The organism is Vibrio sp. A37, assembly GCF_059777565.1.
Window position 1 is genome coordinate 16,253 of record NZ_JBLNLI010000010.1, and the last position, 12,906, is coordinate 29,158.

The following is a 12,906-nucleotide window of genomic DNA, read 5'->3' on the forward strand; positions in this document are numbered from 1 at the left end:
ATATGACATAAAAACCACTGGTCAATAGGTTGTATTCATAATAAAAATAAAACCCAGCTATAAATAAAATAAAAAATGCATAATTACATTTAAATTACACTACATGCCCGCACTACTCACACTTTGACGAAACCTGAGTGCAAACTGTTTGAAAAGTGACCGCAGCCATAGTACCACTAACTTTGTTGTGGGAATTTTGAACACCTTTCCTGACAACGCTTAAGAATGGATTTTTTCTATAGGATGAGACTATGAAAACCAATGCTGAAGATTTAGAGCACTTGACCAACGATCATGATCATTTCTACGAGCTGTGGGACAGTACGTTTGTATTAGACAAAGACACCCCAGAACTTCCAGCAATTTTTGACGAGTGTCATGACTAAAAACCGATTGGGCAAGGTGAATTGGTTTGAGCTTAACGATAATAGGTGACTGCTTTTGAATTTCATCCTCTCAAAGTAGTCACCTATTTTTTACTCCGGATATCCTAAACTTCGATAGGCAGATCTTGTCTTTGTCCCCACTCAGTCCACGAGCCATCGTATACAGATAAATTTTGATAACCTGCTAACTCAGCAGCTAGAGTCAAAATACAAGCAGTCACACCGGAGCCGCATGAGAAAATATACTGATCTTGTGAACTCGAAATTGTCGTTTCAAATGCACTTTTTAGTTCTTGTACAGGCTTCAGTTTGTGCCCAGACATAAGTTCTACAAAAGGTAAACAAACGGCATTAGGTATATGGCCACTGCGGACGCCTTGTCTCGGCTCAGGAGTTTGGCCTAAGAAACGAGCTTTCGATCTCGCGTCAATGGTTAAACTACTTGGCTGTTCGATCTGGTTGTAAACTGAAGTCGAATCAAGGAAATGACTAGGGGTTAGGGTGCCACTAAAGTCACCTTTTTGCTCGATATTACGATATGTCTGTGTCAATTCGTAATCGTTATTTTTCCACTCTGTCAGGCCACCGTCTAAAACATAAACATGCTTGTGACCCATTGCTCTGAACATCCACCAAGCCCTTGGTGAGGCAAAAGTACCGCTGTTATCGTACACGACAATAATTGAATCGTTGTTAATGCCAAGTTCTTGGGCGAGTTGATTAAAACGTTCCTCGCTTGGCATCATATGAGGCAATGGATTATTTTGATCGCAGAAGACACTGTCGTAGTCGAACCTGATTGCATTTGGAATAAAGTTAATCGTATCCTTTTCTGGTTCCGCAGGAATTTGAAAGTTGATACTCGCGTCAAGTATCACTAAATTATCGTCATTTAAGTGTTTATTTAGCCATTGAGCGTCAATTAAAGGCCCCATACTTTATTCCTTTTAGATTGTTATTATTGAATATCGGGTCAGTGTTACCTGACCTTGTGAATTGGGATTCGTTGTTTATTGTTTGTTATCACCACATACTGGACAAGAGGGCTGCTTAGCTAACTTCATCTCTCGCCACGACATGTTCAACGCGTCTAAGAGTAGAAGTTTTCCTTCCACAGGTTGCCCATAATTTGCGATAAGCTTAATTGTTTCCATTGCTTGCACACTACCGATGATGCCAACTAAGGGCGCCATTACCCCCGCTTCTACACAGGTTAGAGTTTGTTGCCCAAATAGTGCACTCAAACACTGGTAGCAAGGTAGGTTTTCATCTTTGTATGTGTAAACACTGACTTGACCTTCCATTCGTATCGCCGCACCCGATACTAATGGTGTTTTAGTTTGATAACACAGTTTATTAAGTTGGTTGCGTGTCTCAACGTTGTCCGTGGCGTCAAGGATCACGTCATGCATAGTGATTAATTGTTCGAGTTCGTCGTCTTCAAGTCGGTGGTCGACAGTAGAAACTTTGATGTGAGGATTAAGAGCCTTTAAAGCGTCAGCAGCTGAATCGACTTTATTGCGGTTGATATCACTATCAGTGTGAAGCACTTGTCTTTGCAAGTTGGAGTGCTCGACAACATCATCATCGACCAGTGTTATGTTCCCTACGCCTGCAACAGCAAGGTATTGACTGGAAGCACAACCTAGTCCTCCAGCACCTATAATTAACACTGAACTGTTATTGAGTGCCTCTTGGCCTTCAAAATCGAATTCCTTCAGAGTAATTTGCCGGTTGTACCGAAGAATTTCTTGATCAGTTAACTCTTTCAAGTGTGACTCCTAGTTAATATAACGCGCTGTTAAACAGCTGTACTTGCACAGTCTCACCAGCTTCGACACGGCCACGATCTTGTTCTAAGACGACAAAACAGTTCGCTAAACTCATTGAACGGAAAGCGCCAGAGCTTTGGTTGCCAGTTGTTTCTACGTAAAACTTGCCGTCCTCGATGGTGTAAATGCCCCTTTGATAATCTGTACGACCCGGTGACTTTTTGAAGTTATTCTTACTGATAGCAGGAATTGAAGGCTGTGGTTTCCACTCTGTGTGCCCAGCTAATTTCGCAAGAACGGGTTGAACCAACACATAAAGCGTAATAAATGCAGAAACGGGATTGCCCGGTAGGCCACAGAACCAAGCCTTGTCTAGCGCGCCAAATGCAAAAGGTTTACCGGGTTTGATGGCGAGCTTCCAAAATCCTATTTGCCCAATTTCATCAAGAATATCCTTTGTATAGTCAGCTTCACCAACGCTGACTCCACCAGAGGTGACAACAACGTCGGCTTCCAGTTGCGCTTTTTCAAAGGTTGCTTTCAGAGTTTCTGGGCAATCAGGAATAATACCTAGATCAATGGCCTCACAACCAAATTTTTCTATGACAGGTCGAATACCATATCGGTTGCTGTCATAAATTTGGCCTTCTTCTAGCGGTTGGCCGAGTGGCTTGAGTTCATCTCCAGTTGAGAAAAAAGCGACTTTAGGCTTGCGTAGAACATTAACGTGGCTGATCCCTAGGGATGCTATCATAGGTAAATCGCGTGCAGTTAATCTTGAGCCTTTGACTAAGGCGATATCACCTTCTTGAATATCGTCACCAATTGGGCGGATATTATTGTTGAGTTTTACGTTTGTATTAGTAAACAGAATGCCAGCATCTGTCGATTCAGTTTGCTCTTGCATGATAACGGCATTACAGCCTTCTGGGATTTTGGCTCCGGTCATAATTCGAATACAAGTGCCAGTTGGCCATTCTCCTTCAAAAGGCTGGCCCGCGAAGGATTTACCAGCCAAAGGGAGCGTGTTTGATTGTTCAAGATCAGAAATTCGAATTGCGTATCCATCCATTGCCGAATTGTTAAATGGTGGAACGTTGATAGGGGAGAGTAGGTCTTCTGCTAGTACGAAACCGATCGCATCTTGAAGTGCTAGCTTTACTGATTGTTCGATAGGTTTAATTCCGGAAAGCATATGTTGAAGTGCATCTTCAATCGGCATCAAATTTGGAGCATCGCAGCAGCTCATGTTGAAGTCCTATGGTTATTTAAGAGTTGGTAAGACTGTATCACAATTTCTATTAGATATGAGCACTCTATAATTGACCTTGGGCAAAATAAGGGTGTAATAAATTTAAAATACGAGTATCCTTATCCGCCTTGCAAACGACCAGAAATTGAGCAGAGGAATACATGGCGGCCCTAAGCGAGTCAGCGAAATTAGTTAAAGAAGCGTTAGAACGCAGTGGATTAGAAACTCCAATGGTTGAAGGTGCCTATTCTCCAGAGGAAAAAAAGGAGAAAATTCAACATCATATGCGTGAAGTGCTGTCATTGCTGGGACTCGATCTGACCGATGATAGTTTGCAAGATACGCCTAAGCGTGTAGCAAAGATGTTTGTTGACGAAATTTTCTCTGGTCTGGATTATCAAAACTTTCCAAAAATAACTGTTATAGAAAACAAAATGAATGTGAATGAAATGGTACGCGTAAAAGACATTACCGTAACCAGTACTTGTGAGCATCATTTGGTGACTATCGACGGTAAAGCGGCTGTCGCTTATATCCCGAGAGGCAAAATTATAGGTCTATCGAAAATTAACCGAATCGTTCGTTTCTTCGCGCAAAGACCTCAAGTACAAGAGAGAATGACGGAACAAATTCTGGTCGCACTTCAAACACTTCTGAAATCAGACGACGTTGCGGTAACAATTGATGCAACGCATTATTGCGTTAAATCCCGTGGCGTTATGGATGCGACTAGTGAAACCACAACCACAGCCCTTGGTGGTATTTTTAAATCTAATTCGGCGACCCGAGCTGAATTCTTCCACGGCTTAAGATAAGCGACTTGGCCCACTCTTAATGATTGGGCCAAACTATCTAATAGTACAGTTGCTTACTTTATTCATTCTTCTTTTTTATTGCTGTAGTAAGCACTGAAGCTCAAAACAATGGCTGATGCGCTGATCACTGTCATTAGTGTACCTGCTGGTGGTGCTAAGTTCGCCATGTCGACAAATACAAAGTAACCTAAATCGGCAAGACCACCTACCAACGCTGTAACAAATATTGCGGTGACATTTTTTCTCCAGATATACACGCTTCCGACTGTAGTAACAAGGCCAAACCAAGCTAAGTTCCATGAGTGTTGTTTTAATGTTGCCGTCACTACTGGTGCGTATTGCCTTACTAACTCAGCCATAAGTGGGTCATTAGAGATAAAACTTAAAGACAAGGCTTCATTACCTAGGGACAGCAGATAAATCATGGCTGCACCAATCAAGAAATGAAACACTCCCCAGACCAACCAAAGAAGAGATGAAATTTTTAGTAATGCTGAAGTTTTCATATTTGCCTACCTTAATTTTGTGCCTAATTTTGCTACGCATGGGTTGTTCAACTTGGTAAACACTATAAAACGTAGAATGAATACAAAATAACGACTATTTTTTATTAAAATGATAAGTAGAAGTTGTCATGCTGGAGAGTTTAATGACAAATGAGCAGCTTAAGGTGCTTATTGCTGTAGCAGAGCAAGGCAGTTTTCGTAAAGCGGCAAAAGTCGTGTTTAAAACTCAGGCCGCCGTAAGTGCAGCAATCAAGTCGCTTGAAAATGAATTCGATATTGTTTTATTCGACCGAAATCAGTACCGGCCACAGCTGACCGAAATTGGTCAGGCCTTTTATGCAAAAGCCAAGTTGACGATGGATCATTTTAAACAGCTTCATAGCATGGGACATCAGTTAGCGAGTGATATTGAGCCATCATTTGATATTGTAGTCAGTGCGAGCTGTCCGTTACCTTTTTTATTAAAGCAACTTAAAGTCATCATCGATCAATTCCCACATACACGCTTTCGTATTACAACCGAGGTGCTGCATGGTGTCATTGAAAGCATTGACAGTGACGAAGCCGATTTAGGGTTTGGACCAGAGTTTGGTTTGAATACAACTCACGAAAAGCTGCCCATTGGGGACATTGCATTTATAAATGTGGCTGCGCCAAATTACTTTAAAGGAGGAAATCAACGGGAAATAAAATTGGAAGAATCACGAGAGTATTCACAAATAGTGTTAAGGGATACATCTAAGAAAATGGATAAACTCGACATGTATGTTTCACCATATGGTGAAATGTGGAGTGTGAGTGATATGGCCACCAAGAAAGAATTAACGATTGCGGGACTAGGCTGGGGGCGGCTACCAGAACACCTTATTGAGCAAGAGCTAGTCAACGGGTTATTAGAGCCTATATTAGTTGAAAATATTCCAACACGAAGTCAGGGCAAGATGTATATGTTTAGAAAGAGGGTGAGTAACAAAGGCCCAGTTTCAGAGACATTTTGGAGTGGGATAACTCAAGCGTATCGCACTTGAGTTATCCATTTAGATTTAGGTTGGCGAAAAGTTTAACTGTCAAACATAACTAAATATTCGCCATAGCCTTCCTTCTCTAGGTCTTCTTTTGGGATGAAGCGCATGGAAGCTGAATTAATGCAATATCTCAGGCCAGTAGGCGCGGGACCATCGGTAAATACGTGCCCTAAATGTGAATCTCCAAAACGGCTACGAACCTCTGTTCTTGGATACAAAAGCTTGTAGTCAGTTTTAGTGGTGACATAAGCAGGATTTATTGGTTGGGTGAAGCTTGGCCAACCGGTACCCGATTTAAATTTATCTTTTGATGAGAAAAGAGGCTCCCCAGTAACAATATCAACGTAAATACCTTCCGCTTTGTTATCCCAATATTCATTTTGGAATGCGCGTTCCGTACCGTCTTCTTGAGTGACATAATATTGGATTTTGGTTAGCTTATTTTTAATCTCATTTTGAGACGGCTTGTCATAAGGTTTTGCGTTGGATATCAGTTTTTTTTCATCAATTAATTGACGTAGTGTTTTTGGGTTTTCATTCCGATCTGATCCAAAAATATCGTCTAAATACTGATCTCTGCCCGATGCGTAGCGATAATATTTGTATCGAATTTTGCTTTTTTTGTAATAGTCTTGGTGATAGTTTTCTGCTGGCCAAAACTTTTTAAATTCAATGAGCTCAGTTTTCAGCGGTTTTTTAAAAACACCTAACTCATCGATCTCTTTTATAAACTTTTGCGCAATTTGTTTTTGTTGTTCATCGCGATAAAACACGGCAGGGCGATAATGTGGACCACGGTCCACAAATGAACCTTTGTTGTCTGTTGGGTCAATATGACGGAAAAACTGATCTAAGATCTGTTCATAGCCCACGACTTTAGGATTGTAGTAAACGTTAACCGTTTCTATGTAATTGGTTTTTCCTGAAGCGACTTGCTTGTACGTTGGGTTATCTTTGCTGCCACCGGAATACCCTGAAACCACTTCAACGACGCCGGGCTGTTTTTCTAGATCAGATTCTGTGCACCAGAAACAACCACCTGCGAGTGTTGCCACATGATAACCTTGCCTTTTCGCTTGCTGCTCTGTGATGGCAGACATTGCAGGAAAGGAAACACTTAATACGGAAATGAACGCTAAAGCTATCCGAGTTTTCGTTATACCTATCATAATAACCTTGTCTCAAAGTAACAGTATTTCCCTATAAGAAAGGACTTGTGACGGTTAAATTTCGCTTATGAGAAAAATTTTCATGGATAGATAATGAAAATCCACCTGAGAATTTCAGGTGGATTTTACTTTACCATTCTTCACTCTCTAAAAATGGTTTACCTTCTAAAGAGTAAATGTCATTGTCGAAAGGGTGATCTGCTCTATCTCTCAAGTATTCGAGCTGGTGTTCCAGCATGTCGACGGTATCGTAGTCCCCTTCCGAACAAGCAACATAGATCTCTTGCTCCAAGGCTTCAATGCTACCTTTAATATCCATAGCAAGCCTCCCATGTCTATGCAGACAAGAAGTGGAAAAGTTTTACCTATTCTCAAAACGATTATAGTCCAATAGGCCAAATTCGATAGGCTGAGTTTGGCGATACCAATGATGCAATTTGTCACTAAACGCCCAAAAATCGGGAGAGGTTCGACGGATTGCAAATTTATCCAATAACTTAACGTAGTCCTCATTGGTGCGAATAGTTTGTAATCTTTCAACCAATTCTCCAATATCTTTTTCTTGTACACGTAAGTATACGGCCGGATAGCTGCCAAGCGTCCCTTTCACCAGAGTTAAACTGTCATGTTTAGGATCGCGATTTCTTGCTTCATCAAAGAGACTGGATACATTTAAATGAGCATTGTTATGTAGCATAGTGAAAACAGACTCTTCACCTGAATCGCCACTGATCATAATCATGACTATTTGTGGAACATAGATAAGCCCTTTACCCACGATATTATTGATTTTACGGAGCTGCGCTTCACTTTCTTTGTTCAATCCAGTGTTCTCGATATCGTATCTTGTGGTCAAAACGGGAGACAACTTTTTACGTAACATACTGTACAACTCTATTTTAGGCGTATCAGTTTTGTATTTTATATCTGTTGGTTGACTAAACGGCTTAATGTTACGTTGTAAGAAGGTGCTTAGCTGAACGCTTTGGTTTTTGTACCAGCTCGACATTTCCTTATGGCGCATGTCTTCAGGTAGGAATTGTATGAAGTTACTTTCTCCCTCCATACGTAAAAAGTCCATAAACATTCGAGTAATAAGCTGGTGACCAAAATTACCATAGACATCAAATCCTGCGACGAGCAGATAGTGAATACGCTCAATCAGTTCGTAATCTAGTATCCAAGCCGTTTTAGTTGGTTTGCCTACCATGCCTCTTACCACAGAGGCGCTATCGACATGACGGAATATTGTCAGCGCGGCATTGGGGTTATGGCCATCACCATCCCAAATTAAATCTAAGTCTAAGCGTTGTGCACCACCGCTTTTAAATGCTTTATTGAGAAACTGAGATTTAGCCTCTAAAAAACGAGCTTGTTGTCGGGAAAATTGAACCCAGTTGACGATGGGTAGGGCGTTACTTTGCAGTTCGCTAGGTAGCTTAAGATTTTTTGCTTGCTCTCGATAGAAGTCATTCACCGCAGGGACGTCTGTTTTGTCCGGGTCAAAAAAGAACACAAAGAAACGATCATTGATAACATTTAAGGCCAACTGCCCTCGGCAAACGGGACCTTTAATAAAGGCTAAGATGGTATTTTGAGAGTTATCCAGCATAAACCGATAACGGGAGTTTACTGGCAGCTCAGTAAAGGCTGTCATTGGGTTTGCGGCAACATCAGGCTCATAGCTTGGTAATTGAGTTACATGATAATCGGCCTCGATAAACCACTTTTTCCACTTGTTCAATCTTGTTTCGTTCACAGCGAAGGGCATGTGGGTTTTATCTACAATGGTCTCTGGATCGGGGATAATTCGATAATAGACACGGTCAACGCCGGGATCGCCATAAGGCCTACGTGTGGGGATACGGACTACTTTCTCACCAGGAGGTGTTTTTGAGCGGACTAAGTTGAAGAAACGTGGTCGCTCTGCGCCTATCTCAGAAAAATACAGGTGTGAGAGGAATAAGTGCTCATAGATATAGCGAGCCATTAGCTGTGATTTCAAATCGCTGTTATTCAGAAATGCTTCATATTTATTGATGTATTTTTGTTCTTCGTTAGTCAGTGGTGGGGGAGCAGTCATTATTGCACCGTTTTTCAACCACAGTTTCAGTGTTTCATACTGTTTTTTGTCCAAATTTGGCATTCCGAAAGGCATTCCCCAGTTTGGGTAGCGCTGTTCATAATATGCATGCTCTTCTATTGTTGGGCATATTTGCTCGCGATAGATGGAAAAATCAAACCCTTTTAGTTGATCGACTTGTGGCTGTGGATGTTTTTCTTTTTGTTCGAGTAACCTTGCCATTAGACCAGCTTGCCAATTGGCATCTGGAGTCTGTGCACGTTCATTTAAAACTGGACTGAATCCTTTTTCACGCCATTGCTGCGTTGTTTGTGCATCTTCAAACAACCGAGTGGGATCGGTAGCGACGAGTCGAGTGCCATCGTAGACCAATTGTTTTGTACCCCCTCTGTCTGTGCCTGCTTCAGAAGAGAGTTTGAGTTGACAAGGTGCATCGTAACAGGCATGGCAGACGACGCACCGATTATCAATAATGGGTTTTACTTCTTGGATATAAAAATCAGCTTGAATTGTGTCACGTTTTGCAATTCGATCTCTCACTTCTTGCTTGCCGTACAGCTCATCATAGTTATATGCCGCATACGTTGCACAACCAGCAAAGAGGGTTAAACCCACTATTATAAAAAGCTTCCTTATATTCATAATCCTTAATCAAGCACTAAATTGGTGTCACACAGGTAAATACTATTATGACCAATATAGTACTGACTTGGATTATTGGCATTTCGATTCTGTTACCAAGGTCAACACGCTTTCGCTTTTGCCAAAAATTTCTGCATCTCATTTTCTGGCACTAAACCACCGCCCGTCGCCCAGACAATATGGGTTGCATTATTTATTTGCGACTGGCTTAACGAGTATTTGCAAAGAAAATCTTGGTTGTTTGGTATGACGGTTGGCCCCAGCATCCCCGCTAACGCTGAGGGCTCGAGGTTGATATTTTCTGTAGAAGACAACAATGCCAACAAGTCGTAAAGCCTTTTATCTTCAATTGTGTAGTATCCGTCAATGAGGCGATGCATCGCTTTGCCGACGAAAGCAGACGCTCTACTAACCGCTAAGCCGTCGGCTTCAGTTTGGTTGTCTAGCCCAATATCTTGTACAGAAATTTGGTCATGTAATTGAGTCATTACCCCAAGCAGCATACATGGTGAGCGAGTAGGTTCGGCGAAAATGCAATGTACGTTGTCACCAAACGCCAGTTTTAGTCCAAAAGAAATGCCTCCAGGTGCTCCACCTACACCACAAGGCAAATATACAATGAGGGGATGCTCTTCATCGACAGTCACACCTAATTCGTTAATTTGCTGTTTTATCCTTTCTCCAGCAACTGAATAGCCAAGAAATAGGTGGGTTGAGTGTTCGTCATCAATAAAAAAGCGATGTTCCGAGCCCTCTGCTTGTTGTCGGGCAAATTTAACCGCTGAGCTATAGTCTTGCTTATGTTCTACTACATTGACGCCCAAAGCTCGTAGTTTTTGTTTTTTCCACTGTCTTGCGTCAGAGGACATGTGAACAATGACTGAAAAGCCAAGCTTTGCTCCTATCAGCCCGATAGACATGCCCAGATTGCCCGTAGAACCGACAATAATTTCAAATTGACTAAAGAATTCGTGAAACGGATCTTGAAGCAACATTTGGTAATTGTCTTCGATGCGTAACAACTTATGTTGCATCGCTAGCTGTTCCGCCAAGAGGAGTACCTCGTATATCCCACCTCGCGCTTTGACCGAACCTGAAACCGGCAGATGACTGTCTTTTTTTAACCAAAGCTTACCCGGAATCGTGACACTGTAATGTTGCTCAAGTGCTGATTTCATTGCGCTAATTTCAACCAACTCAGATTCGATGAGCCCGTTATTCGTTTTGGTTTCTGGAAATGCTTTTTGAATAAGGGGAGCAAAGCGTCTGAGTCGTTCGCTTGCATCAGCAACATCAGAGTAGGTTAACCCGACATGACGCAGTCCTTGATGACAGGAAGTCAATTCAGGCTCTATCCAAGTAACTTCATGTTGAGCGCTCATTTGGCGTATAAGCGGGCAAATATCGCAAAGATCTTCAATGTCTAATCGTTGCATTATTATAGTCCTTTATAATTTTATTTGGCTTAGGAATCACCGCTATTAATCTTGCTGACATAGCAGACAGAATAAGGGATATTGTGCTCGTTAAAATGACGAATCCATCTTTCCTGATTAGGTTGAAGTTTGTCTCCCGGTCCTTTGACTTCAACCCACCAATAAGTACCGGGCTTAAATGCGATAAGATCTGGCATACCCGTTTTCATGCTACGAATATCAGTGAGAACGATATTTAATAGCTTAGCAAGGTGCTCAATAGGAATGGTATCAATGATGTTTTCTAACAACGGGCGAGTAAATAAACCCCAATGTATAAAAGGGTTCTCGATACCGAATTTTTCATCATACACATTCAATAATGTCTGTAGACCTCCTGTGCGTAGGCTGGAGAAGCAGCTGTCGATAATACATCGTCGCTTTTCGACAAAATTATTGTTGTATAAGTCTTTTGGCATTAGTTGAAAGTGGTTAATAAATGCACCTTCCACAGGAGCAAATATGACGTTCCAAAAAGTGAGTCCAAATACCCCCATAAGCATAAAATTTTCAACATAGTAAACTTGCCAATCTTGTTGTTCTAAATACTGTTTAACTTTGAGTTCGACTCTTTCTTCACTTAAATCCAGATGGATGGAAAATTGTTTAACTCTAAGTTTTTCAATCGGTGCTATTTTTTCTCCGCATCGCTTTAGACCTTTTACTTCAAACCGGAGAGCAACTTCTAATTCGTTGATATCCTGAGGGCTATGTAGAATCTGCTGTACAATTGAAGTTTGCTTGTCAAACTCTTGAAGCTTTTCATATATTCGAATACGACGCTCACGGCTGGGAGGTAAGTTTGTTTTTTGAAACCACTCTAAGGCTTGGTTCAATTCTCCTTGCCTTTCTAGATCGCGAGCGAGTAAATTGATCAACTTTTCTCTTTTTCTGTTGACATATTCATGGCTACATTCAGGAGGGATTTGGTTCAAACAAGTGTTGCAAAAAGCAAACTTGCTAGTCTTGTCTAGCGCTTGATATTGCTCTTTAAGCGCATATATTTGTTGTAAGTATTCTACTTCTTGTCGTGTTTGGAAAAATCGCGTTTCTTTGCTTAACTGGTAATTTTCAAAAGTGAGTAAACCTAAATCTTGCAAAACAAATTGACTAAGATCTTGATGGGTGTTGGCAAAGAATAGTATCTGTAGAACGCTAAGAATATCGGCGTGCAGTAAACGCATACAAGTAAAAGGCAACAACGCATAATCATCAAATTGTTGATTGCTAATGTCATCGATAAGCTCTTGTTTACGTTTCTTATTGGCTTGACCGCCAAAATGAAAAAGATGGACAATTTCTGCTTTGACCAATAGTTGTTGGGCCAGCTCTTGCTGGGTAATGTCAGGGTCGAGCTCAATAAACGCCATACTCGCGAGAGTGTGAATACAGTCGTTAAGGTCAGGTATTTCTGTATAAACGAGCTTATCTGAACGGAACAATTCGCCTTTTCGGATAAGGAGCCGAACGAGCAAGCATTGGCTTTGCACATCGAGCTGTTCAAATTGCCGTAGCCAATCTATCTCATCGTTTTTCAGTAAGTCGAAGTATTGATTTGTGGCGTGCTGGCATAACTTAACAAAGTTCCCAAGGTAGTATCTCTCCGGTAAGGTTATTCGCTCCAACATAGCTATGCTCTCTAAACACACTAAGGTTCAAGAGTAACACTTTAAGCTAAATTTTTGTTTCTTAATGCCGATATACCACAGAATATGCATTCACTTTTCACTTCGCAGTTGGGCATTACAGATAAATATTGACTAAAACATCAATATAAATGC

General features: G+C 41.3%; 12 protein-coding genes. 3 read left to right on the top strand and 9 right to left on the bottom strand.

All coding sequences use genetic code 11. The features are described from left to right. The first annotated feature begins 251 nt into the window (after positions 1 to 251). Positions 252 to 386: a hypothetical protein gene (locus tag ACM2FC_RS16440; RefSeq protein WP_498482051.1), complete on the top strand. Its 135-nt coding sequence runs from the start codon at positions 252 to 254 to the stop codon at positions 384 to 386. A gap of 104 nt (positions 387 to 490) precedes the next feature. Here ACM2FC_RS16440 and ACM2FC_RS16445 read toward each other — a convergent pair whose 3' ends face one another. From ACM2FC_RS16445 to moeA, 3 genes are all read right to left on the bottom strand, one after another. After that, positions 491 to 1,321 carry a sulfurtransferase gene (locus tag ACM2FC_RS16445; RefSeq protein ID WP_498482052.1) on the bottom strand — a complete coding sequence of 277 codons (831 nt, stop codon included), beginning with the start codon at positions 1,319 to 1,321 and terminating at the stop codon, positions 491 to 493. A gap of 75 nt (positions 1,322 to 1,396) precedes the next feature. Beyond that, positions 1,397 to 2,158, bottom strand: coding sequence for a molybdopterin-synthase adenylyltransferase MoeB (moeB, locus tag ACM2FC_RS16450; RefSeq protein ID WP_498482053.1), 762 nt, complete (start codon positions 2,156 to 2,158; stop codon positions 1,397 to 1,399). Positions 2,159 to 2,171: 13 nt separating this feature from the next. Then, positions 2,172 to 3,407 (bottom strand): molybdopterin molybdotransferase MoeA, encoded by a 1,236-nt coding sequence (moeA, locus tag ACM2FC_RS16455; RefSeq protein WP_498482054.1) that lies wholly within the window; start codon positions 3,405 to 3,407, stop codon positions 2,172 to 2,174. A 164-nt stretch (positions 3,408 to 3,571) separates the two neighbouring features. Here moeA and folE point away from each other — a divergent pair, with 164 nt between their 5' ends. Continuing rightward, positions 3,572 to 4,225, top strand: coding sequence for a GTP cyclohydrolase I FolE (folE, locus tag ACM2FC_RS16460; protein WP_498482055.1), 654 nt, complete (start codon positions 3,572 to 3,574; stop codon positions 4,223 to 4,225). 62 nt (positions 4,226 to 4,287) lie between these two features. Here folE and ACM2FC_RS16465 read toward each other — a convergent pair whose 3' ends face one another. Further along, complete coding sequence (locus ACM2FC_RS16465; protein ID WP_498482056.1) at positions 4,288 to 4,731, bottom strand: hypothetical protein; 444 nt, start codon at positions 4,729 to 4,731, stop codon at positions 4,288 to 4,290. Positions 4,732 to 4,874: 143 nt separating this feature from the next. On the opposite strand from ACM2FC_RS16465, the gene ACM2FC_RS16470 reads away from it, so the two are divergent. Continuing rightward, on the top strand, positions 4,875 to 5,759 hold the full coding sequence (locus ACM2FC_RS16470) for a LysR family transcriptional regulator (RefSeq protein WP_498482057.1): 885 nt from the start codon (positions 4,875 to 4,877) through the stop codon (positions 5,757 to 5,759). 32 nt (positions 5,760 to 5,791) lie between these two features. Here ACM2FC_RS16470 and msrB read toward each other — a convergent pair whose 3' ends face one another. The 5 genes from msrB to ACM2FC_RS16495 form a co-directional block, all read right to left on the bottom strand. Further along, positions 5,792 to 6,925 carry a peptide-methionine (R)-S-oxide reductase MsrB gene (gene msrB, locus ACM2FC_RS16475; RefSeq protein WP_498482058.1) on the bottom strand — a complete coding sequence of 378 codons (1,134 nt, stop codon included), beginning with the start codon at positions 6,923 to 6,925 and terminating at the stop codon, positions 5,792 to 5,794. Between the two features lie 130 nt (positions 6,926 to 7,055). Next, the gene (locus ACM2FC_RS16480) at positions 7,056 to 7,244 is read right to left on the bottom strand and encodes a hypothetical protein (protein WP_498482059.1); all 189 of its coding nucleotides are present in this window, start codon (positions 7,242 to 7,244) and stop codon (positions 7,056 to 7,058) included. Positions 7,245 to 7,286: 42 nt separating this feature from the next. Next, positions 7,287 to 9,650: a fatty acid cis/trans isomerase gene (locus ACM2FC_RS16485; protein WP_498482060.1), complete on the bottom strand. Its 2,364-nt coding sequence runs from the start codon at positions 9,648 to 9,650 to the stop codon at positions 7,287 to 7,289. 101 nt (positions 9,651 to 9,751) lie between these two features. Then, the gene (dsdA, locus tag ACM2FC_RS16490; protein ID WP_498482061.1) at positions 9,752 to 11,086 is read right to left on the bottom strand and encodes a D-serine ammonia-lyase; all 1,335 of its coding nucleotides are present in this window, start codon (positions 11,084 to 11,086) and stop codon (positions 9,752 to 9,754) included. Between the two features lie 29 nt (positions 11,087 to 11,115). Beyond that, positions 11,116 to 12,753, bottom strand: coding sequence for a VRR-NUC domain-containing protein (locus tag ACM2FC_RS16495; RefSeq protein WP_498482062.1), 1,638 nt, complete (start codon positions 12,751 to 12,753; stop codon positions 11,116 to 11,118). Positions 12,754 to 12,906: the final 153 nt, after the last annotated feature.

Coding starts and splice junctions, on each gene's coding strand:
- ACM2FC_RS16465 (WP_498482056.1), bottom strand. CDS start 4,731: ATGAAAACTTCAGCATTACTAAAAATTTCATCTCTTCTTTGGTTGGTC.
- ACM2FC_RS16480 (WP_498482059.1), bottom strand. CDS start 7,244: ATGGATATTAAAGGTAGCATTGAAGCCTTGGAGCAAGAGATCTATGTT.
- moeA (WP_498482054.1), bottom strand. CDS start 3,407: ATGAGCTGCTGCGATGCTCCAAATTTGATGCCGATTGAAGATGCACTT.
- folE (WP_498482055.1), top strand. CDS start 3,572: ATGGCGGCCCTAAGCGAGTCAGCGAAATTAGTTAAAGAAGCGTTAGAA.
- msrB (WP_498482058.1), bottom strand. CDS start 6,925: ATGATAGGTATAACGAAAACTCGGATAGCTTTAGCGTTCATTTCCGTA.
- ACM2FC_RS16485 (WP_498482060.1), bottom strand. CDS start 9,650: ATGAATATAAGGAAGCTTTTTATAATAGTGGGTTTAACCCTCTTTGCT.
- ACM2FC_RS16495 (WP_498482062.1), bottom strand. CDS start 12,753: ATGTTGGAGCGAATAACCTTACCGGAGAGATACTACCTTGGGAACTTT.
- ACM2FC_RS16445 (WP_498482052.1), bottom strand. CDS start 1,321: ATGGGGCCTTTAATTGACGCTCAATGGCTAAATAAACACTTAAATGAC.
- dsdA (WP_498482061.1), bottom strand. CDS start 11,086: ATGCAACGATTAGACATTGAAGATCTTTGCGATATTTGCCCGCTTATA.
- ACM2FC_RS16470 (WP_498482057.1), top strand. CDS start 4,875: ATGACAAATGAGCAGCTTAAGGTGCTTATTGCTGTAGCAGAGCAAGGC.
- ACM2FC_RS16440 (WP_498482051.1), top strand. CDS start 252: ATGAAAACCAATGCTGAAGATTTAGAGCACTTGACCAACGATCATGAT.